Origin of the sequence: Pseudomonas sp. XWY-1, assembly GCF_002953115.1 — a bacterium.
GTDB classification, from domain to species: domain Bacteria; phylum Pseudomonadota; class Gammaproteobacteria; order Pseudomonadales; family Pseudomonadaceae; genus Aquipseudomonas; species Aquipseudomonas alloputida.
On sequence record NZ_CP026332.1, the window covers coordinates 2,985,761 to 3,011,056 of the forward strand.

The 25,296-nt window shown below is 63.3% G+C and carries 19 protein-coding genes and 1 riboswitch; of the genes, 8 read left to right on the forward strand and 11 right to left on the reverse strand.

Annotated features, from left to right (window positions below):
* Positions 1–76: 76 nt before the first annotated feature.
* Together tenA and PRJ_RS13885 are read right to left on the reverse strand one after the other, a co-directional pair.
* Complete coding sequence (tenA, locus tag PRJ_RS13880; RefSeq protein WP_104961713.1) at positions 77–742, reverse strand: thiaminase II; 666 nt, start codon at positions 740–742, stop codon at positions 77–79.
* Positions 739–1,386 (reverse strand): TenA family protein, encoded by a 648-nt coding sequence (locus tag PRJ_RS13885; RefSeq protein WP_004374380.1) that lies wholly within the window; start codon positions 1,384–1,386, stop codon positions 739–741. The genes tenA and PRJ_RS13885 overlap by 4 nt, the downstream gene beginning before the upstream one ends.
* A 78-nt stretch (positions 1,387–1,464) precedes the next feature.
* Positions 1,465–1,579, reverse strand: a riboswitch (TPP riboswitch).
* 241 nt (positions 1,580–1,820) lie between these two features.
* Between PRJ_RS13885 and PRJ_RS13890 the strand changes: the two genes are divergently transcribed.
* The 4 genes from PRJ_RS13890 to PRJ_RS13905 all read left to right on the forward strand — a co-directional run bounded on the left by PRJ_RS13890 (position 1,821) and on the right by PRJ_RS13905 (position 9,693).
* The gene (locus tag PRJ_RS13890) at positions 1,821–5,216 is read left to right on the forward strand and encodes an Ig-like domain-containing protein (RefSeq protein WP_104961714.1); all 3,396 of its coding nucleotides are present in this window, start codon (positions 1,821–1,823) and stop codon (positions 5,214–5,216) included.
* A gap of 55 nt (positions 5,217–5,271) precedes the next feature.
* Positions 5,272–6,255: an SCO family protein gene (locus PRJ_RS13895; protein ID WP_104961715.1), complete on the forward strand. Its 984-nt coding sequence runs from the start codon at positions 5,272–5,274 to the stop codon at positions 6,253–6,255.
* Between the two features lie 81 nt (positions 6,256–6,336).
* Entirely contained in the window at positions 6,337–8,652 is a 2,316-nt protein-coding gene (locus PRJ_RS13900) for a bifunctional diguanylate cyclase/phosphodiesterase (RefSeq protein WP_104961716.1), read from the forward strand.
* 90 nt (positions 8,653–8,742) lie between these two features.
* Positions 8,743–9,693, forward strand: a complete 951-nt coding sequence (locus tag PRJ_RS13905) for a site-specific integrase (RefSeq protein WP_158682563.1) — start codon at positions 8,743–8,745, stop codon at positions 9,691–9,693.
* Here the strand turns inward: PRJ_RS13905 and PRJ_RS13910 are convergent.
* The gene (locus tag PRJ_RS13910; RefSeq protein ID WP_104961718.1) at positions 9,683–10,723 is read right to left on the reverse strand and encodes an SMP-30/gluconolactonase/LRE family protein; all 1,041 of its coding nucleotides are present in this window, start codon (positions 10,721–10,723) and stop codon (positions 9,683–9,685) included. The two genes, PRJ_RS13905 and PRJ_RS13910, sit on opposite strands and share 11 nt — an antisense overlap.
* A gap of 127 nt (positions 10,724–10,850) precedes the next feature.
* On the opposite strand from PRJ_RS13910, the gene PRJ_RS13915 reads away from it, so the two are divergent.
* Complete coding sequence (locus tag PRJ_RS13915) at positions 10,851–11,750, forward strand: LysR substrate-binding domain-containing protein (protein ID WP_104961719.1); 900 nt, start codon at positions 10,851–10,853, stop codon at positions 11,748–11,750.
* A gap of 19 nt (positions 11,751–11,769) precedes the next feature.
* Here PRJ_RS13915 and PRJ_RS13920 read toward each other — a convergent pair whose 3' ends face one another.
* Positions 11,770–12,909, reverse strand: a complete 1,140-nt coding sequence (locus tag PRJ_RS13920; protein ID WP_104961720.1) for a glycerate kinase — start codon at positions 12,907–12,909, stop codon at positions 11,770–11,772.
* 141 nt (positions 12,910–13,050) lie between these two features.
* Positions 13,051–14,148 (reverse strand): sugar diacid recognition domain-containing protein, encoded by a 1,098-nt coding sequence (locus PRJ_RS13925; RefSeq protein WP_104961721.1) that lies wholly within the window; start codon positions 14,146–14,148, stop codon positions 13,051–13,053.
* Positions 14,149–14,311: 163 nt separating this feature from the next.
* Here PRJ_RS13925 and PRJ_RS13930 point away from each other — a divergent pair, with 163 nt between their 5' ends.
* From PRJ_RS13930 to PRJ_RS13940, 3 genes are all read left to right on the forward strand, one after another.
* On the forward strand, positions 14,312–15,640 hold the full coding sequence (locus tag PRJ_RS13930) for an MFS transporter (RefSeq protein WP_104961722.1): 1,329 nt from the start codon (positions 14,312–14,314) through the stop codon (positions 15,638–15,640).
* Positions 15,641–15,816: 176 nt separating this feature from the next.
* Positions 15,817–17,337 carry an FAD-dependent oxidoreductase gene (locus PRJ_RS13935; RefSeq protein WP_104961723.1) on the forward strand — a complete coding sequence of 507 codons (1,521 nt, stop codon included), beginning with the start codon at positions 15,817–15,819 and terminating at the stop codon, positions 17,335–17,337.
* Positions 17,338–17,410: 73 nt separating this feature from the next.
* Positions 17,411–18,421 (forward strand): aldo/keto reductase, encoded by a 1,011-nt coding sequence (locus PRJ_RS13940; protein WP_104961724.1) that lies wholly within the window; start codon positions 17,411–17,413, stop codon positions 18,419–18,421.
* 87 nt (positions 18,422–18,508) lie between these two features.
* Here PRJ_RS13940 and PRJ_RS13945 read toward each other — a convergent pair whose 3' ends face one another.
* The 6 genes from PRJ_RS13945 to PRJ_RS13970 all read right to left on the reverse strand — a co-directional run bounded on the left by PRJ_RS13945 (position 18,509) and on the right by PRJ_RS13970 (position 25,285).
* Positions 18,509–19,201 carry a TraX family protein gene (locus PRJ_RS13945; protein WP_104961725.1) on the reverse strand — a complete coding sequence of 231 codons (693 nt, stop codon included), beginning with the start codon at positions 19,199–19,201 and terminating at the stop codon, positions 18,509–18,511.
* A gap of 3 nt (positions 19,202–19,204) precedes the next feature.
* On the reverse strand, positions 19,205–20,287 hold the full coding sequence (locus PRJ_RS13950; protein WP_104961726.1) for a metal-dependent hydrolase: 1,083 nt from the start codon (positions 20,285–20,287) through the stop codon (positions 19,205–19,207).
* Between the two features lie 74 nt (positions 20,288–20,361).
* A complete protein-coding gene (locus tag PRJ_RS13955) occupies positions 20,362–21,612 on the reverse strand; it encodes an OprD family porin (RefSeq protein ID WP_104961727.1) in 1,251 nt (416 codons plus the stop codon).
* A gap of 54 nt (positions 21,613–21,666) precedes the next feature.
* Positions 21,667–22,866, reverse strand: a complete 1,200-nt coding sequence (locus tag PRJ_RS13960) for a benzoate/H(+) symporter BenE family transporter (RefSeq protein WP_104961728.1) — start codon at positions 22,864–22,866, stop codon at positions 21,667–21,669.
* Positions 22,867–23,012: 146 nt separating this feature from the next.
* Positions 23,013–23,927: a catechol 1,2-dioxygenase gene (gene catA / locus PRJ_RS13965; protein WP_104961729.1), complete on the reverse strand. Its 915-nt coding sequence runs from the start codon at positions 23,925–23,927 to the stop codon at positions 23,013–23,015.
* Positions 23,928–23,956: 29 nt separating this feature from the next.
* Entirely contained in the window at positions 23,957–25,285 is a 1,329-nt protein-coding gene (locus PRJ_RS13970) for an aromatic acid/H+ symport family MFS transporter (RefSeq protein WP_104961730.1), read from the reverse strand.
* Between the last annotated feature and the right edge of the window lie 11 nt (positions 25,286–25,296).

Genomic DNA, 25,296 nt, shown 5'->3' on the forward strand with positions numbered 1-25,296 from the left:
CGCGAAGACTTATTTTGAGGCGCCCATGCACCAAAGCGGGCCTGGGCTGGGTAGTAATCACCCAGCCCACGGCGGTTTACACGGTCCCGTCCAACCCCATTTGCCAGAAATCAGCCTCCAGGCTGGAGGCCTGTCCAAAAATCCCTGCCAGTTCGGCGAACCGCTGCTCGGTCATGCTGCGCGCTGCCAGTTCGTCCAGGTGCTTGCGCGCTGCTGCGGCCACCCCTTGGTAGCCCTCCCCGGCATACTCGCCAATCCACTCGCGGTAGGGGTGATTGCTCAAGTCGCCAATGCGCCCGGCCAGGGTCCGGCCGATTTCGGCATAGCCGATCACGCAAGGTGCCAGTGCCACATGCAGCTCCAGCAGGTCGCCGGCTGCGCCGCAGTCCAGCACATAACGGGTGTATGCCACCGTGGCCTGATGCTCTGGCGCGGCCTCGATGTCTGCCTGGGTCAAGCCCCAGCGCGCGCACAGGCGCAAGTGCAGCTCGGTTTCATCCAGGATCGCCGACAGCCCGGCCTGCGCTGCACGAATGTCGGCCGGGCGGCGGCTTTTGTAGGCGGCCAGCGCCCAGGCGCGGGCGAACTGGATCAGGAACAGGTAATCCTGCACAAGGTAGGTCCGGAACGCTTCCTCGCTCAGCGTGCCCTCGCCCATCTGACGCACGAAGTCATGGTCTACGTAGCGGTTCCATTGTGGCGAGGCAGCTGTCTTGAGGCGCTCGAAGATATCCATGCTCATTTGCCCTCCGGGTACACTGCATCGAAGAAAGCCAGCTCCAGCGCCACGGTGCGCTGGTAGAAGTCACTTGCCAATGCGGCCTCCTGCGGGCCGACGCGGTCCAGTTCGGCCTGCAGGAAAGCGACGAATGCCTGGAATGCCGGGTTGTCATGCAGGGTAATCCACTCGGCATGGACGAAGTTGTCCGGCATCGGTTTCGGCGCCTTGAGCGCCCAGTCCAGGTACAGGCCTTCGGCAACGTTCAGCACCGCCAGTGCCGCTGCGTAGGAACGGGTGGCTGCCGCTTCGCGCATGATCGCCTTGAAACCTGCGGTAGGCGCGGTATCGGCCGGTTCACTGCGTTGCGCCGGGCTGACACCCAAGGCCTCGAAGGCACGCAGGAAGTAGGTGTTCTCGTCACTGCAGATCATCCCGGCAAAACGGCCGAAGCGCAGGCGGGCTTCAAACGTGTCAGCGGTAGCGATGGCCGCGCCTAGCAGGGTCACGAAGCTGTCGAGGAAACGGTGGTCCTGAACCAGGTAGTCGACCATGATCGGGTCAGGCAGGCTGCCGTCGCACAATCGGGTCACGAAACGGTGGCCAACGGCCGCCGACCAGGTCGGCTCGCTCTGGCGGCGCAGGGACTGGCTGAAACGTTCGGTCATGTTGCTGTCCTTGATGAGGGTGACAGCGAGACCTTGGCAATTGACATGGACTGGCCTCGCAGTGAGGCCGGCAAAAAGGCAGGTTACAAGCCCCATCCCTTCGCCGGCATGATCCGGATCAGGTTCGAAGGGTCACCGCGCTGTAGCGTTCAGCGGTTTCTCAGCCCATTGCCGGGCTCCCCTTGGTAGCGCTCAGGTATACCCGAGGGCGCCGCGCCTGTCACTCCCCAAACTGTGGGCAATGCTGACCCGCTAATGGGTATCTGTCCCCATTCTTGACGCTCCATTTTTTAGTGCACGCCAGACGCTGCAAGGTTTTGTATGTCAAAGCATTACTGGAAAATCTGTTGGCATAGCTGTTGCTGATGGCCATTTAACGGGCAAAACGCCATTGATGGCTTAAGGCCCTAAGGCCGCAAAAGAGGCTTAAGCCAATGAAAACACCTGCTGCGAGTCACGCGTCCAGACGCGCGTTCCATCTGTCCTCCGTCACTGCGCTGATGATCAGCCTCGGGTTGATCACGGCCATGGCAGCCCCCCTCGACGACAACAGCATGCCACCGCCGACCGACCCGTCGGCCTACACCGACCAGCCGGACGACCCGACCGCTGCCTTGCTTGAGCTGAACACCTTGCCGGAGGCCAACGAAGGCTCGTTGGAGCTGACCGATGGCGTGTATGGCGACCGCAACACGGTACGCACCGACAACGTGCTGCCGCCTGCCCTGCAAACGTCGGACAAGTACCCTACCAACGGCAAACCCAGCCCGTTGTTCGGTGCGCAACCATTCACCCAGCAACTGTTACTGTTCGAAGAATTCGGGCCAGAGAAGCTCGACCCGACCACGCCGGTGCCCGATCTGACCTTCCCGGTACCGACCCTCGGCGCGTCCCCCGCGCAAGACCCCAACGTGGTGGCACGCAGCGGCCCCAGTGGCAGCGCACTGGAAGCGTTCCTCAAGCAGCCCGGCCTGTACCCGTTCCCGACCCAGTACGCCAACGTGCTGGACCGCAACCCATGGAAGGCGCAGATCGAGATGTTCCTCAACCGCCAGCCGGTCGGCTCGCCCGCTGAAGGCCGGCCACCAGGAAAAGGCTGGTCGCACCAGCGCTGGAACGAGTTTTACCCGCAGGCAGCGTTCAAGACCGCCCAGGCCGGTGCGCGCATCAACCTCGGCCTGCGCGACCGCAAGCAACTGCACAACTATGCTGTCGGCGAGTTTGCCCCAGGAGGCCTGTACTACCAGACCTCCGACATTCCGACCACGCTGGGCACCACCAAGGGCATCGACATACGCTTCCACCCAAACATGCCGCTGCAAAATCACAAATCACTGTGGACCTTCGACGGCACTTTCCCGCCCAAGCTGCTGATGGTGCGCTACGGCCAGCCGATCCTGATGCGCCATTACAACGCCCTGCCGATTGACCCCTCGGCCAACGGTGGCTTTGGCCTGCATACCATCTCGACCCACGAGCACAACGGCCACTCCCCGGCCGAAAGTGACGGCTTTGCCAACGCGTACTTCTTCCCCGGCCAGTATTACGATTACCGCTGGCCGGTGCAGCTGGCCGGGTACGACACCATCAACACCCGTGCCCAGGACCCGCGCGCAGCTTTCCCCTGCTCGCCGGGTGAAACCTTGTTCGTCAACGATGGCACTCCGGGCCTGAAAACCTGCGAGAACGGCAGTATCAAGATTCGTGGCGACTGGCGCGAAACCATGAGTACCCACTGGTTCCACGACCACATGATGGATTTCACGGCGCAGAACGTCTACAAGGGCAACGCCGTGATGATGAACTACTACAGCGCCCTGGACCGCGGCAACGAGGCCCTGCAGGACGGTGTCAACCTGCGCTTCCCAAGCGGTTCAGCCATGCCTTGGGGTAACCGTGACTATGACGTCAACCTGATGATTGCCGACAAAGCCTGGGATGCAAATGGCCAGCTGTGGTTCAACCCGTTCAACACTGACGGCTTCCTCGCTGACCAGATTCTGGTCAACTGGCAGTACAAACCCAGGCTCAAGGTGCGTGCGCGCAGTTACCGTTTCCGTCTCCTCAACGGCTCGGTGTCGCGCTACTTCAAGTTCGCCGTGGTGCGGGAGATTGCCGGTACCAGTGGTGAGTTCAAAGGCCCGTCCGGCTCCAACCTGTCGTATGCGCGGGTGCCGTTCCACATGATCGCCAACGACGGCAATATCATGGAACACGCGGTGCCATTCGACGGCACGATGGACCTCAATGGTGACGGCAACCTGCAGGACAACAACGGCGTCTTGCCAGTGCAGGCCATTGCCGAGCGCTACGACATCATCATCAACTTCGCCAAGAATGGCATCAAGGCAGGCGACAAGCTGTACTTCGTCAACCTGATGGAGCACGACTCCGGCAAAGGTCCGAAGCAAGCTATCCCGTTGGCCGACGTGCTGTCGGAAAAATACAAGGCGGTAATCAAGCAGACCAGCAAAGGCCCGCAGTGGGACAACGGCGATCCGGCTGTCGGCAAGTTTCTGCAACTGTGGGTGCAACCGTACACCGGCCAGGACGTGAGCATGGACCCGGTAGCCTATGAGCCGGCCAAGCCAGGCAAGGCTGCAGGCCTGAAAATGCTGCCCCTGCCAATTGACCGCGACGCCGCAGCCGACCAGGCCAAACTCAAGGATGCCCGCCACCGCGAGTTCATCTTTGGCCGCTCCGACGGCACGGACACCACCCCGTGGACCATCAAGACCGACGGCGGCTTTGGCTACAGCATGGACCCACGCCGTATCAGTGCCGCACCGCAACTGGCCAACCAGTCCACCGACGGTGGTTTCAGCGGCGACGGCACCCTGGAAGTGTGGAAGATCGTCAACGGCGGCAATGGCTGGAGCCACCCGGTACACGTGCACTTCGAGGAAGGCGTGATTCTTAGCCGCGACGGCAAGGCCCCGCCAGAATGGGAAAAATGGGCGCGCAAGGATGTGTACCGTATCGGGTCGGAACCTGATTCGTCCGAAGAGGTGGAAATGGCCATCCGCTTCCGCGAGTTCGCCGGCACCTACATGGAGCACTGCCACAACACCCAGCACGAGGACTCTTCGATGCTGCTGCGCTGGGACCTTGAACACCCGGGGCAGTTCCAGGTGATGCCCACCCCGCTGCCAGGATGGGATGGCGTGCGTTACGTGGCCTCGGTAGGCCTGCCAACGTTCCGCACCAAAACCCATGACGACGATGACGACCCGGCCAACAAACCACCTGTCGTGGCCAACGACAGTGCCGCAACGACTGCAGGCAAGGCGATCACCCTGAACGTGCTGGCCAACGACAGCGACCCGGACGGCAACGTACCGCTCACGGTCACCGGCCTCAGCCAGCCCGACTCCGGCCAGGGAACCGTGAGCACGGACGGCAGCACAGTGACGTACACCCCACCCGCTACGGTCGCCACGCCGTTCACGGCCAGCTTCAATTACACGGCGCGTGATACCAAAGGGGCCGAGTCGGTGACCCCGGCCACGGTCAGCATCGCCGTCACCCCAGCAGCGGCGGCCGACGAGCTCAAGGTCACCAGTGCCACGGTGCAACTGCGCAGCGGCAACCGTTACACCTGGGATGTGCAGGGGACAACCACGGTGGCCACGGGCAACAGCATCAGCGTGACTGCAGCAACCACCGGTGGTCCGGTAAGCCTGGGGAACGCGACGCTGACTGCCACGGCTACGGGGGCCCGTTGGCGGGTAGCGGTGACCACCACCGGCTTTGGCCCGGCCACGCCAGCGACGGTCACGGTGAAATCGACGCTGGGCCAGACGGTGACAGCGCCAGTCACATACAAGTGAGTGCAAAGCGGGGCCGCCATGCGGCCCCCATCAGCCAACCCACGAGGACCGCATCATGCCCGGCTCATGGCGTTTCCTGCTGGTACTCGCGTTGTTCGCCGCCAGCATGCCGTTCTGGCCGCTGCAACCCCAACGAACGGTGGCCGAAGCAGCGGCTTCTCCCTGGGGGGCCAGCTATTTCCCCAACATCCCCCTGCTCACTCAGGATGGCGAAAAAGTGCATTTCTTCGACGACCTGATCAAGGACAAGGTGGTCGCCATCAACTTCATCTTTACCGGCTGCTCCGATTCCTGCCCAGTGGAAACCGCGCGCCTGCGCCAGGTACAGAAAATCCTCGGTGACCGGGTCGGCAAAGACATCTTCCTCTACTCCATCAGCATCGACCCCTATAACGACACCCCCGCCACCCTCAAGCGCTATGCCGAAAAGTTCGGCATCGGCCCAGGCTGGACCTTGCTGACCGGCGAACCCGACGACATCGAGCAACTACGCCGCAGCCTGGGGCTGTGGATCGATGGCCTGGAAAACGGCCGCTCCAAAGACCACAACCTGAGCCTCATCATCGGCAACCAGGCCACCGGCCGCTGGATGAAAGCCTCGCCTTTCGAAAGCCCGTACATCCTCGCCGACCGGCTGGGCAACAGCCTGCACAACTGGAAGCAGGCCAGCGCCATGAGCAATGACTACGCTCAGGCTCCGCAAATCCGCTCACCCAGCAGCGGCGAGCAGATATTCCGTACCCGTTGCTCGTCCTGCCATACCGTGGGCAACACCGAGCCAGGCCAGCCAGGCATCGGCCCCGACCTGCTAGGCGTGACCCGTCAGCGTGACGCCAACTGGCTGGTCCGCTGGCTGAAGGTGCCCGACCAGATGCTGGCCGAAAAAGACCCCTTGGCCATGCTGCTGTTCGAACAATACAACCGCCTGGCCATGCCCAACATGCGCTTGGGCGATGCCGAAGTCAGCGCATTGATAAGCTACCTCGAGGAGGAAACGGCTCGCCTGCAGACGCCCGTGACAAATAGGGGAATCCCCTAAAGGCTATTGGCCACCAGTCATCAGGCTGTCATCTTATTGTCGTATTTTCCGAGCATCACCCAGGGTCGGGAACTATCAGCAGTGATTCGCCGTTCGCTTTCCTCCACCAGCCTTCTGCGACTGCTGATCCTGATGCTCTGTGCAGCGACCCTGGCGTTTCTCTGGGGGCTGCACGTCACCCAGAAAGCCACCGCCCGACAGAATGCACTGTCGGCCAAGGCCATCGAGCACCTGAACCTGGCCAGCATCGTGGGCGAAAACCTGCGACAGCTTGTCGACCGCGCCCAGGCGGTGGGTCGTGTTACCCAGGACGACATGAAAGCGCGGCGCCAAGGCAACTTCAGCCTGGCAGCAGACCCTGTGTTCAAGCGGTTGAGTCTGTACGACCGACAAGGCCGGCTGCTAGCGGCCAGCCATACCGATGAGGCCGCCGAGTTGCCGGCAGACTGGTTGCACCAACTGCAGCGGCACATTGACCGCTACGGTTTCAAACCTTTCCTGCCAAGCATGAAGCCTGTCAGCCAAACCGCTGCCCTGCCCACTTGGCGCCTGCCCTTCCTGCTGCCGTTGACCAATTCGACCGGTCGGGAAATCGACAACATTTTGCTGGTGCACTTGGACGTCGGCTACCTGGCGGTGCTGTTCCAGCCTATCGACCTGGGCAACAGTGGCCTGGTGCGTCTGCTGCAGGATGACGGCCTGGAGCGGCTGCGCATCGACAACAGCGGCGTGGTGACTGCCGGCGACCTATTGCAGCCCCCGCTGCCGGCGCTAGACACCGAAGCGGGCATGCTGACCCAGTACGTAGCGGGTGATGCCTACCAAAGCGTGTACCGCCGTGTACCTGAGCAAGGCTTCAGCGTGGTGGTCAGCCAGCGCCAGGCAGAAATCCTCGCACCCTCGACGCTGGCCTATTCCCGGCAGTTCTGGTTGAACCTGAGCATGACCCTGATGATCCTGGCCAGCCTGCTATGGACCTTGCGCCTGCTGCGCAAACGCCAGGAGGCGTTCGACGCGCTGGAACATGCCCAGCAAGTCAATCAGCAGCTGATCGTGCGCCTGGAGGACGAACACCGGCGCAGCAGCCACGCCGCCGCCACCGACCACCTCAGTGGCCTGCACAACCGCCGCCAGTTCGTCGAAGTGGCCAGCCAGGTGCTGACTCGGCAACGTGGCAAGCGCCGACTGATGGCGATCCTGTTCATCGACATGGACCGTTTCAAGTCGATCAACGACTCGCTCGGCCACAAGATTGGTGACCTGCTGCTACAGGCTGTGGCCGGGCGTATCCAGCGCCTGCTGGAGCCCGGCGACGAGGCTTCGCGCTTTGGCGGCGACGAATTCGTGGTGTTGCTGGCCGGTGAGCGCAGCGAGGAGCAGATCAACGTCTGGGTCCACGAACTGGTGCAAAAACTGTCGGCCACCTACGCCCTGGATGGCCAAGAGGTCAACACCAGCCCCAGTGTAGGGGTGAGCATCTGCCCGCGTGATGGCCAGGACATCGACAGCCTGATACGCAGTGCCGATGCGGCCATGTACTCGGCCAAGCAGGCAGGGCGCGCGCAGTATCGCTTTTTCGACCCCTCGCTGAATCTGGCCGATATCCAGGCGTTTACCCTTGAACAGGCGTTCGGCAGTGCCTTGGCCGAACGCCAGTTCGTGCTGCACTACCAGCCACAGATGCGCCTGGACACCCACCAGGTGCTGGGCTATGAGGCGCTGGTGCGCTGGGACCACCCTGATTTCGGCCTGCTGTACCCGGACCGCTTCATCGGCCTGGCCGAGCGCAGTGGTTTCATTGTCGAACTGGGTTGGGAGGTGCTGCGGCTGGCCTGTGAAGCCTTGTCGAGCTGGAATGCCCAAGGCCGCAAGACACGGCTGGCCGTCAATGTCTCCGCCCTGCAGCTGCGTCAAGCCGATTTTGCTGACCGGCTGCTGAGCAAATTGCAGCATCATGGCATCGCCCCCCAGCAACTGGAGCTGGAAATTACCGAAACCACAATCCTCGACCCCGAAGGCACGGCGGTGGCGCACCTGCATACGTTGCGCGGCGCAGGTTTGGGTATCAGTCTGGACGATTTTGGCCGTGGCTACGCTGGCTTTGCCCATCTGCATTCACTGCCCCTGAGCAAGCTGAAGATCGATCGTTCGCTGATCGCGGCGCTGTCCAACAGCCATGACGACAGCCCGATCGTGTCCTCCACCATCATCCTGGCCAAGCGCCTGGGCCTGGAAGTGGTGGCCGAGGGGGTGGAAACCCGTGAACAGGTGGTGTACCTGAAGCTTGCCGGCTGCGATATTGCCCAGGGCTACCACTTCAGCCGGCCACTGTCGCTGCCACAGCTGTGGGCTTACCCGCCCTTCAACGGTATCGAGGACAAGGCATGCGTGTACTGAGCGCAACGGCAGGCTTGCCGAGGGCGTTGGGCAAGGACAGGCAACGCATTTCGGTTTATCGTGTACCGATCACACACCGACACCCGCACCATGACCGATATCGAGCGCTACCTTCGCGCCGCCACCCGTGACAACACCCGGCGCAGCTACCAGGCCGCCATCGAGCACTTCGAGAGCCATTGGGGCGGCTTTCTCCCGGCCACCGCCGAGAGTATCGCCCGCTACCTGGCCGATCATGCCGACCAGCATGCAGTCAGCACCCTGCGCCAACGCCTGGCCGCGCTCAGCCAATGGCACGTCGCCCAAGGTTTCCCCGACCCGACCAAGGCGCCGTTGGTGCGTCAGGTGCTACGCGGCATCCGCACCCTGCACCCGACGCCGCCCAAGCAGGCTGCCCCGCTGTTGTTGCAACACCTGCAAACCGCTGTAGCGTGTTTTGAAGAAGAAGCCCGACAAGCCCGCGAGCACCATGACTTGGCAGCCCTGCGCCGGGCCCGCCGTGACAGCGCCTTGCTGTTGCTGGGTTTCTGGCGTGGTTTTCGCGGCGATGAGCTGGCACGCCTGCGCATCGAACACATCCAGGCACAAGCCGGTGTCGGCATCACGCTTTTCCTGCCGCGCAGCAAGGGCGACCGCGAAGCCTTGGGCGTCCAGCACCGCACCCCTGCCCTCAAGGCCTTGTGCCCTGTCACTGCCTACCTGCAATGGCTTGAAGTCGCCGGTATTGCCCATGGGCCGGTGTTCCGCAAACTCGACCGCTGGGGCAACCTTGGCGACAGCCCGCTCAACAGCAACAGCCTGGTCGGCCTGCTGCGGCGCATGCTGGAACGTGCCGGGGTGCCGGCGGCGCTGTATACCGGCCACTCGCTACGGCGTGGTTTCGCCACCTGGGCCACGGCCAATGGTTGGGAACTGAAGTCGCTGATGAGCTATGTGGGCTGGAAAGACGCCAAGTCGGCGCTGCGCTACATCGACTCGGCGCAGCGTTTTGGCGATCTGGCCGTGCTACCGGCCAGTCAGGTGCAACCGCTTATTCCTTGAAGCTGTGCCTGGCGACGCCGCCCGTTTCCGGGCGGATGGCATACAGGTCGCCAGCGTCCGGATAATGGTGCAGGTCTTCTGGCGTCATGTCGTAACGCGCGGTGCTGATGTACAAGGTGTTCATCCCGGGCCCGCCAAAGCAGCAGCTGGTGGGGCACGGTACTGGCATCAACACCTGGTCGGTCAGGTACCCGTGGCGGTCGTAGCGCAGCAGGCAGCTGCCATGGTACTGGCACACCCACAGCCCGCCGTCGCGGTCCAGCGCCAGGCCATCCGGCCGCCCCAGTTCGGCGGGGGTTTCGGCAAACAGCGTGACAGCGCCCAGCCGGCCTTCGATGAGGTACTCGGCGCGGTAGATCGCACGCGCCGCCGAATCGACGAAGTACACCGTATGGCCGTCCTGCGACCAGGCAAGGCCGGTGGGCAAACCCATGTCATCGTGGATCACCTGGTCGCTCAACTGCCAGTCAAAGCGAAAAAGCGCCCCGGTATTGCCACTGAGGGCCTCGTCCATCAGGCCAGTGACGAAGCGTCCCTGTGGGTCGCAGGCGCCATCGTTGAAGCGGTAAGTCGAGCGCGGATGGACCGATGCCGAATGCTGGCTCACCTTGCGTGTTGGCACATCGAAGAGGGCCACGCTGGCATCCTCGGTGAAAATCAGGTTACCCCGGTCGGTCAGCGCCAGGGCGCCAATGCGCGCGGCAGACTCGTAAAGGCACTCGACTTCGCCATCGGGTGTCAGGCCGTTGATGCGCCCGCCAGAGATATCGACAAAGTACAGCACGCCGCTGCGTTCATCCCAGACCAGGCTTTCACCTAGGTCCGCGCGCGTGTTGGCCACTTTGACCGGCACGTAACTGCATTCCTTGATGCGGCTCCAGCGCTCGGCCACCTGCACACGGCCAAGGTCCCGAGGGTGGCTGACACTGCTGTGTTCGTTGAAGCGGGTGGCGATGTGCTGGCTATTGCTGGTGCGCAAGGTGCAATCAGTGGGACGGCACAGCGCACCGGCCAGGTGAGTAACGGGCATTTCTGGCTACCTTCAATTCTCCTTTCTTACGATATCAACAAAAAAATCAATGACTTAATATTAAAAGCATGCAACTTTGATATCCCATGGATATCACCGCCGAGTCGCCACGCTGCAGGATTGCTGGATGATCGAAACACGCTTGCTCAGGCAGTTCATCGCCGTGGCCGAAGAGCTGCACTTTCACAAGGCCGCCCAGCGCCTGCACATGGCGCAACCACCGCTGAGCCAGGCGATCAACCGGCTCGAGGAAAAGCTCGGTTTCGGCCTGCTTCTGCGCAACAAGCGCGGGGTGCGCCTGACCGCAGCGGGTGCAGCGTTTCTCGACACCGCCTACCGCACGCTTGCTGAACTTGAACAAGGGATCGAGTACGCGCGCAACGTTTCTGCGGGCGTCAGCGGCAAACTGACCATCACGGCCATTTCCATCGCTTATTACGATTCGCTGCTCAACCGCTTGCGCCGCTTTCGGGAGACTTATCCAAACGTACAGCTGACCATCCGCGAGATGCCATCTGCCTCTCAGGCCAAGGCCTTGCTGGCCGGTGAGGCGGACATCGGCTTCATGCGCAGGCTACCGCTGCCGGCCGGCACCCTGGAGGCACGCTTGCTGCTTGACGAGCAGATCGTCATGGCGCTGCCCGCCAGCCATCCCAAGGCGCGGCACGAGGCTGTCGACTTGCGCGAGTTTGCCGATGAGGACTTCGTGTTCACCCCGCAAGCGCTGGGCGGGGGCTACCACGCACAGTTGGTTGCGCTGTGCGAGTCGGCCGGGTTCTACCCCAAGGTCGTGCAGGAAGCGGCGCAGATCCACACCCTGCTGGGTCTGGTGGCTTGCGGCTTTGGCGTGGCCCTGGTGCCGGAGTCGTTCGTCCGCTCGACCCCGCGCGAACGCGTGCGGTTTTGCCCGATCCGCCCTATCGGTGACCAGCCCGCCCCAGGGCTTGGGCTGTACATGAAATGGAGCGCCCAGAATGCTTCGCCAGCGCTGGCCAACTTCATTGCCATGTTCGAGACGCAGCAATAAGGCCATTTCTACAGGGTGTTCAGCCTCGCTTCGCGCAGCGCCACAGCCGACCGATATCACAGGCCCTGGCCTGCAACAGCTCGGCAGCATTTGCACACGCCTGCTCCAGGCTCATCGGTCCGCTGGCCAGGGCAAATGCAGCATCGACCCCATGGGCATACAACTGCTGATACCCCTCCCCCAAGGTCCCGGCCAGTACCACCACCGGCACGCCATGGCGCTTGGCAACCCGCGCCACCCCCATCGGCGTCTTGCCGCGCAGTGTCTGGGCATCGAAACGCCCCTCGCCCGTCACCACCAGATCTGCCCCTTGTGCCAGGGCGTCAAGGCCAGCCAGCTCAGCCACGACTTCCACCCCAGGGCGGAACTGCGCGTCCATGAATGCCCGGGCAGCGAAGCCCATGCCACCGGCCGCACCACAACCAGGGTAATCGCGCACATCCGCGCCCAACAGCAGCGCACAATGGTCGGCAAAATGATTCAGCGCGTGGTCCAGCGCCTCTACTTGCTGCGGGTTGGCACCTTTCTGCGGGCCGAAGATCGCCGATGCGCCGTTGGCGCCACACAAGGGGTTGTCGACATCCGCTGCGACTTCAAACTGCACCCCGGCCAGGCGCGGGTCGAGGCCGCTGGCGTCGATATGGGCCAGCTTGGCCAAGGCCAGGCCGCCCTCTTCCAGCGCTTGCCCGTCAGCATCCAGCAGGCGCAGGCCAAGCGCTCGCAACATGCCACTGCCGGCATCGTTGGTGGCGCTGCCACCGATGGCCAGCACCATGCGCCGAGCGCCGGCGTCGAGGGCTGCGGCAATCAGCTCGCCGGTACCCCAGGTGCTGCTGCGGCAAGCATCGCGCTGGCCTGTTGGCACCTGTTGCAGGCCACTGGCCTGGGCCATTTCGATGATTGCGGTGCGACTTTGCGGCAACCAGCCCCAGCCGGCCTCGACGTGCTGCCCCAATGGCCCGCGCACGGCCTGGCGGCGCAGTTCACCCTGGCTGGCGGCCAGGATCGCCTCCATGGTGCCTTCGCCACCGTCGGCCATTGGGCACTCGACCAGTTCAGCCTCGGGCCACGCTTCGCTCAGGCCCGCAGCGATGGCGCGGGCGACACCGGCAGCGTCGAGGCTGTCCTTGAACGAGTCGGGGGCAATGACGATCTTCATGGGGTTTCTCCTGTCCTGATGAGCGGCATGCTGACAGGTGGCTGGCCAGGTGGCCTCAGTCAAATGCACAAAACGCCGGCCGGGTTGTTTGGGCAGATGCCTTTTTGCCTGTTCTGGCCCAATCGCCGGCAAGGGAACACTTCAGTCAGCTGGCAACAGCTGCAACCCCAGATACAAGCTGAGCATCCCTTCCAGGCGCAACGGGTCGACCTCACTTAGCTCGGCTATTCGCTCCAGTCGATAGCGCAGGCTGTTGCGGTGGATGCCCAGGGCATCGGCACAGGACTGGCTCTGGCCGTCATGTGCACACCAGGCGCGCAGGGTGGTGAGTAACTGGCCACTGCTGTCCTTGGCGCGGATGCGCTGCAACGGCTCCAGCAGCTCGTCCAGCGCGTCGTCGTTACGGTGGCGCCACAGCAGCGCCGGCAGCCGGTAGCGCTGCAGGCTGAGCAATCGTTCGCTGGGCAATACCTCGCGGCCATAGGCCAGCAAGTCACGTACCCGGCGGTAACCACGGCGTAACTGCTCCAGGCTCTGCGCTGCACTACCCAGGGCCAGTCGCTCAATGTCCCAGCCGTGGCGTTGCAGGCGTTCCAGCAAGCGCAGTTCATCCAGTGCCACGCCTGCCGGGCGGCACCACAGCAACGACTGGCGAGCCGGGCTGACGCACCAGCTATCCGGATAACGGCTCATCAACCATGCGGCCAGCGCCTCGGCAGGTGGCCCGGAAGTAATCTCGAACAGGCACGGTATCCGCGGTAGCTGAGGTTTCAGGCCCAACTGACGGGCTTCGTCCAGCAAGCGCGGGGAGTTACCGCTGCCGCCGAGCAGTAGCGCCAGCAGGTCGTCACAGCGCTGCCTTCGCCATTGCTGGTCAGCCTGTAAATTGCGTTGGGCCAGCAGCATTTCGGCGGTCATGCGCACCAGCTCGCCATAGGTGCGCACCTGCTGCGGGTCGCCAGTCAGGCCCAACACGCCCATCAGCCGCCCATCGAGCATCAATGGCAGGTTCACGCCGGGCTGCACGCCCTTCAGGCACTTGGCCGCGTCGGTATCCAGTTCGACGATCCGGCCATTGGCCAAGACCAGCTGCGCGCCCTCGTGACGGGTGTTGATACGCTCCGGCTCACCGCTGCCCAGGATCAACCCCTGGCTGTCCATGACATTGACGTTGCAAGGCAAGATGGCCATTGCCCGGTCAACGATATCCTGCGCCAGGTCATGGTCGAGTTCGAACATTGCGGGGTCCTTTAGGTGTTTGGCTTTTGGGCTCGGGCACAGCAGCCTGGGCCAAGCGCTGTGCAAAAGCACAAAGACAGGCTAGCCGCAGTCCCCGAGACTCGTCAGGGCGAGCGCCGGAACAGGCGACGCGGCGAAAACCATAACAACAGAGAACCCGATCATGGCACACAGCCCCGCCCCTGACCAAGGCACGGACACCACCCGCAACGCGCTGTACCGGCGTATCACCTTGCGGCTGATTCCGTTCATTTTCATCTGCTACCTGTTCAACTACCTGGACCGCGTCAACGTCGGCTTTGCCAAGCTGCAGATGCTCGACGCCCTGAAATTCAGCGAAACGGTGTACGGCCTTGGCGCCGGCATCTTCTTCATCGGCTACGTACTGTGTGGCCTGCCAAGCAACCTGGCCCTCAACCGCTTCGGCCCACGGCGCTGGATCGCGCTGATGATGATCGCCTGGGGCAGCCTGTCCACCTGCCTGCTGTTCGTCACCACCCCTGCCGAGTTCTACACCCTGCGCCTGCTCACCGGCGCTGCCGAAGCCGGCTTCTTCCCGGGTGTGGTGCTGTACCTCTCGCGCTGGTTCCCGGCGGCCCGGCGCGGCCGAATCATGGCCCTTTTCATGTCGGCGATCCCGGTATCGGGCCTGCTTGGCGGGCCGTTCTCCGGCTGGATCCTCGAACATTTCGCCGCCGGCCAGCACGGCCTGGCCGGCTGGCAGTGGATGTTCCTGATCCAGGGCCTGCCGACCGTGGCCTTGGGCGTACTGGCGGTGTTCCTGCTCAGTGACGGCTACCAGAAAGCTGCCTGGCTGAGCCCGGTTGAACGTCAGCTGATCGCTGCCGACCTGCAGGCCGATGCCGCAAGCAAACCGCACACCACCAGCGACAGCGTGCTGGCCGTGTTGACCAACCCGCTGATCTGGACCTTCGGCTTCGTCTACTTCTGCATCCAGAGCGGCGTGTACGCGATCAACTTCTGGCTACCCTCGATCATCAAGAGCATGGGCTTCGACAACCCGCTGCTGATCGGCTGGCTCAGCGCCATCCCGTACCTGCTGGCGGGTGTGTTCATGATCCTTTGCGGGCGCTCGGCCGACCTGCGCAACGAGCGCCGCTGGCACCTGGTGGTACCAATGCTGATGGGCGCCGTCGGCCTGCTGATTGCGGTGAACTTCGCCGGCAACCCGAGCATTGCCATTCTTGGCTTGTCGATCGCCACCATGGGCGCGCTTACCGGTTTGCCGATGTTCTGGCCAATGCCGACTGCGCTGCTCAGTGCCGGAGCCGCCGTGGCAGGTCTGGCGATCATCAACTCGGTAGGCCAGATGGCGGGGTTTCTCAGCCCGTACCTGGTCGGGTTCATCAAGGACCAGACCGGCTCAACCGATGCCGCACTGTATTCGCTCGCGGCGTTGATCGTATTGGGTAGCCTGGTGGCCTTGCGTGTAACGCGAGCGGGTTCGCTGAGTACTGCACGGGCGAGTTGAGGCATTGGCCGGCTTGCCCACACCCACAGGTTTTCAAGCCTGTGGGCGCGGGCAAGCCTGCAAAGAGGCCCACCCAAGCCACACCCAAGCCACACCCTCCACCGATCGTCAGCTCAACGCATCCCCTTCCCGCCCCAGGCGTCAAATGGTTCCAAAGGCCCCTTTGGAGAAGCCCCATGACCCAGTACGCCGTGGCCCGCTTGGCCCAGCTCGACGAACACCGCCCCCTGCGCGTGCAGGCCGGTAGCGAAGAACTCATCCTCGTCCGCCAAGGGGAGCAGGTACACGCTTATCAAGGCAACTGCCCCCATGCCGGGGCCCCACTCGACGAAGGTGTAGTCTGCGGTGGCCTGCTGGTCTGCCCTTGGCACAAAGCTGCGTTCGCCGTTGACGACGGCGTGGTTTGTGAGCCGCCTGCACTCGCCGACCTGCGCCGCTACAAGGCGTGGATCAAGGGCGATGAAGTCTGGGTCGATGACCAGCCCCTGCCGGCAACCGAACCGCCCAGACACAGCGATGCCCGCTGTTTTGTGGTGGTCGGCGCCGGTGCCGCCGGCAGCGCCGCCGTCGCCACCCTGCTGGCTCATGGCTTCGCTGGGCGGCTGGTATGGATCGATCAGGAGCGCCAGCCGGCCTACGATCGCACAGCTCTGAGCAAATTCGTGATTGCCGGGCAGATGCCGCCCGATGAGGTTCCCGCGCTGCTCGAAGCCGACGCCCTGCGCAAGGGCCAGCTGGAGCGCAAGTACGGCAAGGTACGCACCCTGAACAGCCAGAAGCGCCAGGTCACCCTCGCCGATGGTCAGCAGATCGATTACGACGCCTGCCTGCTGGCAACCGGCGGTAAAGCACTGCGCCCAGACATTCCCGGTGCCGACCTGCCCGGGGTGTTCACCCTCCGCTCACTGGAAGATGCTGCACAGTTGCTCGATGCCGCCGAGCCTGGCCAACCAGTGGTCATCGTCGGCGACGGCTTCATCGGCCTGGAGGCAGCCTCGGCATTGCGCAAGTATGGCTTGCAGGTGCACGTGGTCTCGCGCCACGAAGTCCCTCTGGCCCGACAGTTGGGCGAGCGGATCGGGCGCTGCATTCGCGCGCTGCATGAACGAAAAGGCATCACCTTCCACGGCCCCACCGAGGTCGAGCGGATCGAAGGCCTGGACAAGGTCGAAGCGGTGCAACTGGCCAATGGTGAACGGCTGCAGACCCCCTTGGTGCTGCTCGGCACCGGGGTAAGGCCCGCCACCGCGTTCCTTCAAGGCGTGCCGCTTGGCGAAGACAAATCGGTGAGGGTCGACGCAGAAATGCGCGCAGCCGACGGTTTGTGGGCCGCAGGTGACATCGCCACGTTCCCGCTCACGGGGCGCCCGGTGCGCATCGAGCACTGGCGCCTGGCCCAGCAACACGGGGTGATCGCCGCCGCCAACATGCTTGGCGAACAACGCCGTTATGCCGATGTACCGTTCTTTTGGACCTACCAGCATGGCCGTACCTATGAAGTGCTAGGCCATGCCAGGGACTGGAACCGCATCGAATTCGTCGGTGAGCCGGAAAAAGGCGATTTCGTTGCCTTGCAGTGTGTGGATGAACGCGTCGAAGCCGTTATCGCCAAGGGTTACTCCGATGCCATGGCGACGCTGTCGCAACGCCTGAAGCGCCCATTGAGCCTGCAGGAGGCTTTGGCGCTCATTGGCTGAGGGGGTGCCTTTCAATGCTTCCCGGTTGTGTGTAAAACAGGTAGGTCAGCCGACTGCATAAGGACCCACGCGCATGATCTACCGCCCCCTCGGCCACAGTGGCCTGCAGGTTTCCGCCCTTACCCTGGGCAGCATGATGTTCGGCGAGCAGACCAGTACCGAGGATGCCCTGCGCATCATCGACAAGGCCTGGGACCAAGGCATCAACTTCATCGACACCGCCGACGTGTACAACGCCGGGCGCTCGGAAGAAATCGTCGGTGAAGCCGTGGCGCGCCATCGCCATGACTGGGTCGTCGCCAGCAAGGTCGGCTTCGGCCCGGCCGACGGCCTGCCTAACCGCAGCGGGTTGTCGCGCAAGCACATCTTCAATGCCGTGGATGCCACGCTGACCCGCATGGGCATGGACTACCTGGACATCTACTACCTGCACCGCGAAGACCACAAGGTACCGCTGGAAGAGACCGTGCAGGCCATTGGCGACTTGTTGCGCCAAGGCAAGATCCGCTACTGGGGGGTGTCCAATTTCCGTGGCTGGCGCATTGCCGAGGTCTGCCATGTTGCCGAGCGCCTCGGTGTGCCCAGGCCGGTAGTCAGCCAGCCGCTGTACAACATCGTCAACCGCCAGGCCGAGCCCGAACAGCTCACGGCCGCCGCCGCCCATGGTCTGGGCGTCGTACCCTTCAGCCCGCTGGCCCGGGGCGTGCTCAGTGGCAAGTATGTGCCGGGCGCGGTGCCGGATGCCGGTAGCCGCGCAGGGCGGCAGGACAAACGCATCATGGAAGTGGAGTGGCGCCAGGAGTCGCTGGCGATTGCCCGGCAGATCCAGACCTATGTCCAGGCCAAAGGTGTGGGGATCGTCGAGTTTGCCATTGCCTGGGTATTGAACAACCAGCTGGTGAGTTCCGCAATCGTAGGGCCTCGCACCGAGGAACAGTGGGAGACCTATGGGGGGGCGCTGGCGGTGAAGATCACCGCAGAGGACGAGGCGTTCATTGACTCACTGGTGACGCCGGGGCATGCATCGACCCCAGGGTTCAATGATGTCGCGCATTATGTGAGTGGGCGGTTGGCACGCAGCTGAGCGTCTTCCTGTACTGGCCTCTTCGCGGGCAATGGGGGCCCAACGCCGGGCTCCCGATCCCCTTTTCACCGCGGCCCGATGCCTGGCTCATGACAGGACCTTGATGACCAGCAAATGCACCGGATAGAACAGGTAACCCCAGCGTCCCACCACGGGTACCCGCCATTCATCTTGCCGTAACAACAGCACCCCGAGCGGAATCGCCAGAGTTGCAGCAGTCAATGTCAGCACCGTGAACGGCGCCAACAGGTGCTCGCGCAACCAGCTATTGGTCAGATTGCCGCCCACAGCCAACAGGCAAGGCAACAACCCGGCAACCCCACCTTGCTTGCGCGCCATCAACCAGGCGCCCGGCAGCAACACCCCCGGCACCCCATACATCAGTTGCTCACGCAACAACCAACCCGCCAGCAGGCCGGCGGTGCCAAGCACGCGTGCCGATATCAAGGGGTGATGCACACCCCAGGCTACCACCAACCCCAATAACAAGGTCGGCATCACGCTGAATGTCTGCGAGCCACTGTCCAGCCAACGATACGCAGGCTCGGACAGCACCGCGAACATCAGCATCAGCCCCAGGTAGCGCAGGTTGCCACGGGTATACAGCGCCCCCGCACGGGCTCGCCCCACATTCACTGCAATCGCCAGGCAGAACAGCGGAAACGCCAGCCGCCCCAACACGAACAAGCTATCGGCCTCTGGCAACAGAAAACGCAAGTGATCGACGACCATGGTCATCATCGCCGTCCATTTGACCAGATCCAGCCCGGCCGAGCGCAAGCGCTAGCGCTCGCGCTCGCGCTCTACGGGGCTGACGCCCAGATAGCGTTCGGTCCACACTGCCAGAGGCAAGGGTGGTTGCTGTTCGATAATGCGTCGCCAGATCAACGCCAGGTCTGCACCACTGAACATCGAACCTGGGCCAGCGCCCTGGAACATCGAAGGCACATCGACAATCCAGCGCCCCTGGTTGTCACGGTGGGCCATGTTGAAACGGAAGGTGTAGTTGCCTGGAATACCCATACGCAGGTCGGTGACCACCAGCGCATCACCGATCTGGTCATATCGCAGCCAGTCATCGGTGAACCAGCGCAACCGCTGGTGCAGTGGGTCATCGCTCAGTGCTTGGGCAAGCTGCAGGTTACGTGACAAGCGCTGCATCTCTGGCGGTTGCCGGTCGAATGCACTGCTGATGCCTTCGTAGTAATCCCCTTCCGCAGTCTTGGCCAGCACCCGCCAGACCAGGCTGTTGAACGCGATCGGCACGGCGCGGACCTCGTTGGTAGCGATACCGCGCTGGTGCAGTGCCGCCTCGAAGCGCTGCTCGGCCGCCATGCGCCCGGCAAGGCCAAACCCTAGGTATGCGGTACTGAATACCAGCGCCAGGGTCAATAGGCGTTTAGCCCTGGCAGTCACGCCCTTGGCGATGGCATAGATGACCGCCAGCAGCAGTGGCACGGTATAGACCGGGTCGATGATAAACACCGCCGCCCAGCTTTGCGGGGTGCCTTGCAGTGGCCAGAAAAGCTGCGTGCCGTAGACCGTAAAGGCGTCCAGCAACGGGTGGGTAACCAGTACCAGCCAGAATGCGAGGAACAGCCTTGGCAAGGTATAGCCTTTGCCAGGCCAGCATTTGTTGACCAGACAGGCCAGCAGCAAGGCCAGCCCAGTTAACACGAACAGCGAGTGGGAAAAACCACGGTGGTAGGTCATCTGCGACACCGGGTCGGCATAGCGAATGATCACATCCAGGTCCGGCAGCGTGCCCAGTGCTGCACCATACAGCAGCGAGCGTCGGCCCTGGATGCGCCCGAGCACGGTCCCTTGCAGCGCCGCGCCAAGTACGGCTTGGGTGATGGAGTCCAAGGTGGGGATTCCTGAAAGAGTCGTTTCCGCACGCTACCCCCATACACCCCTGATGCGCAATTCTCCTGGATGGCTCAGAACAGCTGCCAGGTGTACACCAGCGTCAGGCGGTTCTCGTCGATATCACTGCGGTAGTTGGAGCGCGCCATGGCGTTCCTCACCCGAATCCCCAACCCTTTCAGTGCCCCGCTCTGCACCGCATAGCCGATATCCAGGTCACGCTCGCGGTCACGCCCCTCGTAACCCAGCCCGGTGTCGACATTGTTGCCGGTTATGTAGCGCACAGTCGCTGTCAGGCCCGGCACGCCCATGGCGGCGAAGTTGTAGTCGTAACGCACCTGGTACGAACGTTCGTCGGTGTAGGCAAACTCATAGGTCGGCACCTCGTTGCCCAACGGCGAGATGTTGGCGAATACCCGTGGGAACGGGCTATCGCCATAAATGCCCTGGTAGCCGGCATGGAAGCTGTGCCCGCCATGCCGGGCAGTGAACAGCGAGAAGAACGCCTGGTTGTCGATGTTGCCCAGCAGCGCATCGCCTTGCTCACGCGCGGTGAAATAACCCAGGTTGGCGCTGAGTACCCAGTCGCCGACGGGTTTGCTGTGCTTCAGGCCAACAAAGCCTTGTTGGTAGATGTCCTCCAACTGACCGTACCAAAGGCTGACGCTGCTCTGGTTGGCATTGAACGCATAATCCCCACCCACATAGTTGAACGCGTCGCTTTCGGCCTGTCGCATCGGCACATGGCCGAGCATCGCGTTCATCTTGCCGTCGCCACCTTCGTTGCGCAGGTGGGTGCTTTTCAAGTGCCCGGCCTGCATAGTCAGCCCGTCGATTTCCGACGAACTCAAACTCAGGCCCTGATAGGTGGGTGGCAACAGGCGAATATCACTGAAGGTCAGCACCGGCAGGTTCGGTTGCAGTTCACCTGCACGCAGTTCGGTTTTTGATATCCGCGCCTTGAAGGTCGGCGCCAGGCGGCTGTACTCATCGGCAGCACGGCCGTCACCGTGCACCGGCAACAGGCCGGTGTTGGTGCGGTCTGGACTGCTGTCCAGCTTGATGCCCAGCAAGCCCAGGGCGTCCACGCCAAAGCCGACCTGGCCCGGGGTGTAGCCACTTTTGAAGTCGAGGATGAAACCCTGGGCCCACTCCTCGGCCTTGGACTGTTTGTTGGCCCCGACAATGTCGGAAAAATCGCGGCTGAAGTAGTAGTTACGGGCACTCAGGGTGGCCTTCGAGTCCTCGAAGAAGCCGCCTTCGGCAGCCAGCAGTGGCTGGCTGAGCAATGTCAGGCCCAGGGCAACGCAAGGGGTGTGGTTCATTCCGAAGCTCTCTTGATCTTGTTTTTATGGGTAAAGCGTTGGAAACACGGCAGTTCATGGAGTACGGCGCAGCACCTCCCGGGCACGTGGCTGGCGCAGCCTCAGCAGCGCGTGCGCCAGCAGGCCGAACAGCAGCCCCCAGAACGCTGCCGACAGGCCCAGAAAAGCCACCCCCGAAGCGGTGACCAGGAAGGTGAACAGCCCGGCGTCGCGCTCGGCCGGTTCTGCCAGGCTGCGGACCAGGGCTTCGCTGATGGCGCCATACAGGGCCAAACCGGCCAGGGCCGCGATCAGTACGGCGGGAAAGGCGGCGAACAGCGACATCAAGGTGGCCCCGGCAATGCCCAGTAGCAGGTACAACGCACTGCCAGCCACCGCAGCTACGTAGCGCCGTTGCGGGTTTTCATGGGCCTCATGGCCGGTGCACAGGCTGGCGGTAACCGCCGCCAGGTTCAGCCCGTGGCAACCGAACGGCGCCAGTAGCGCTCCGATCAGGGCACTGGCGCTGATCAGCGGGCTGGCCGGCGTGGGGTAGCCAGCGTTGCGCAGTACCGCCATACCCGGCATGAATTGCCCGGTCAGCGCCACCAGCACCATCGGCAGCGCCAGGCTGAATACCGCCGCCAGGCTGAACTGGGGGGTGATCCACTGAGGTGAGGCCAGTTCCAGCACCAGTGCCTCGCTGCGCAACGTACCGCTGGCCACGGTCACCAGCATGCCCACGCCCAGCACCGCAGCCACGGCATAGCGCGGCTGCACCCGACGCATCAGCACGTAGGTGACGAACATCGCCAGTACCAGCAGCGGTTGCACCGGCAAGGCGCGGAACACCTCGATGCCAAAGCTGAACAGGATCCCGGCCTGCATACCGGCAGCGATAGAACCCGGCAGGCGCGCGATGATGCGGTCGAAGGCCCCGCTGATGCCGATCAGCAGCAGGACCAGGTTGGCCACCAGGTAGGCGCCCACGGCCTGCGCCAGGCCCAGTTGCGGCAAGGCGGTGACCAACAGCGCCGACCCCGGGATCGACCAGGCGATCACTACCGGCACGCGGTAGCGCAGGCTGAGCAGCGCACCGAGCACCGCACTGCCCATGGACACGGCCCAGACCCAGGATGACAACTGCTGGTGCGACAGGCCGGCCGCTTCGGCGGCGTGGAAAATGATCACCAACGGGCCGGCGTAGGAGATCGTCGTGGCAATGCTGCCGGCGACGATGGCCGACACAGAGCAGTCCTTGATCAGCGTATTCATGTAGCTTCTCGCAAGCCAGCGGCCGGCCTTTGTGGCGGGCTCTTGTTTGGGTGTTGGCTGCTTCGCGGGCTTGCCCGCTCCCACAACGACTGCACAGGCTTCACCTGTGGGAGCGGGCATGCCCGCGAAACAGCCCACTCGGTGGATCAGGCCTCCTGCAAAGCCCGCGGCCGCCCGCTTCGCTGCTCATCAGCACCGCCCTGGGCCTGCTGCAACTGGAAGTCGAACTTCAGCTCGGCATGCCGACCCTCCGGCCCTTCGACGAACACCACCTCCCCGACCAGCCCATCCCGTGTGGCATAGGCAAAGTCATCCCACAGGTACTTGTCCCCCGACAGGTTTATCTGCGTGGTCAGATGCCGGTACCCTGGCGCCGAGATAAAGAAGTGCACATGCGCCGGGCGCTGGCCATGACGGCCCAGCAGGTCCAGGCATTCCTGGGTTGGCCCCTGCGGGTCGCAGCCATAGCCCGATGGCACGATGGAGCGCGCGCGGTAGCGCCCCTGGGCATCGGTAACGATGCGCCGACGCAGGTTGTACGCCGACTGGCTTCGGTCGAAGAACGAGTAGGTACCACGGGTATTGGCATGCCACAGGTCGACCGTGGCACCCGGCAGCGGGTGTCCGTGCGGGTCCAGCACCTGGCCTTCCAGGAACATCACCGTGGCCACGCCCTCCTCGCTGCCGTCGTCCATGCGCACTTCACCTTGGGCAATCGGTGCGCCAGCCACGTACAACGGGCCTTCGATGGTGCGTGGGGTGCCGCCAACGCGCCCTGCCTCCTGGTCCTTGGCATCCTGCAGCAGGTCGAGGAAGTGTTCGATGCCCAGCCCCGCCACCAGCAACCCGGCTTCGCCGCGACCGCCCAGGCGGTTGAGGTAGTCGACGGCGTGCCAGAACTCGTCTTCGCTGATGTCCAGGTCTTCGATCAGCCGCGCGGTATCCTGCAGCAGGCGCTGCACGATGCGTTTGAGGCGGGGGTTGCCGGCCGCATTACCAAAACCTGCGGCCTCCTCGAAGAACTGCTGTACCTCGGCAGTATGGGAAATGTTCACGGTCATGGGGGTTACCTCGTCTTGTTCTGTTCGGTTCAGGCCTGCGCCGCCAGGGCCTGGGCGTGGCGCCGACCACTGGCCAGGTGCACGGCCATGGCCAGCGCGGCGATGGCGCCAGGAATGGCGAAGGCGATGAAATTGAGTTGCAGTGGCAGGTTGATGCCCATCAGCGCACCGCCCAGCAGCGGGCCGACGATGGCGCCATTACGGCCGATGCCCGAGGCCCAGCCCAGGCCGGTGGAGCGCACCGACAGGCCGTACATCTGCGCCGCGCCGGCATACAGCAGAATCTGCGTACCAATGGTGGTGGCGCCGGCAATGAAGATCAGCAGGTACAGCACCGGCATCGGGCTGTTCACCCCCAGCAGGCTGATCGACAGTGCGGCGGCAATGAAGAACGCCACCTTCACCTTGACCAGGTTGTAGCGGTCACCCAGCCAGCCGCCGAGGATCGCCCCGGCCATGCCGCCAAAGTTCAGTGCCAGCAGGAATGACAGGCTTGAGCCCAGGCTGTAGCCGGCGTTGGCCATCAGTTTTGGCAGCCAGGAACTCAGTGCGTAGACCATCAGCAGGCAGCAGAAGAACGCAACCCACAGCGCCAGGGTGCGAATCGCCAGGCCATTGCGGAACAGTTCCAGCACCGAAGCGCCGCTGCCTTTGCGGTCGGCCGCCTGAAGCACATCATCGGCCTGGACATCGCAGTCCGGGTCCAGCCGTTTGAGCAATGTGCGTGCTTCCTCGATACGGCCTTGGCGCACCAGGAAGCCGATGGATTCAGGCAGGTAGTAGAGAATCACCGGTAACAGCAGCAGTGGCACCGCTGCGGCGAAGAACATCGACTCCCAGCCAAAACGCGGCAGCATGAAGATACCGACACCTGCCGACAGCATGCCGCCCAGCGAATAGCCACTGAACATGATCGCCACCAGCGTGCTGCGCAGGCGCTTGGGCGCGTATTCGTTCATCAGCGCCACGGCGTTGGGCATCAGGCCGCCACAGCCCAGGCCGGCGATGAAGCGGTAGATGCCAAACTCGCTCGGGCTGCTGGCAAAGCCGTTGAGGATGGTCGCCCCCGAGAACAAGGCGAAACAGATGGCAATGCCCTTCTTGCGCCCGATGCGGTCGGCCAGGCTGCCGAAGGCCAGGGCGCCGAACATCATGCCGAACAGCGCATAGCTGCCCAATGCACCAGCCTGCAACGGGGTCAGGCCCCACTCTTTCATGATGACCGGCAGTACCACACCGTAGATGAACAGGTCATAGCCGTCGAAAATCAGCAGCAGGCCGCACCAGGCCATGACCATCCAGTGAAACGGGGTAAAGCGCGCATTGTCGATGATCGGGTGTACATCAAGGGTTCGCATGGCATCTGTCG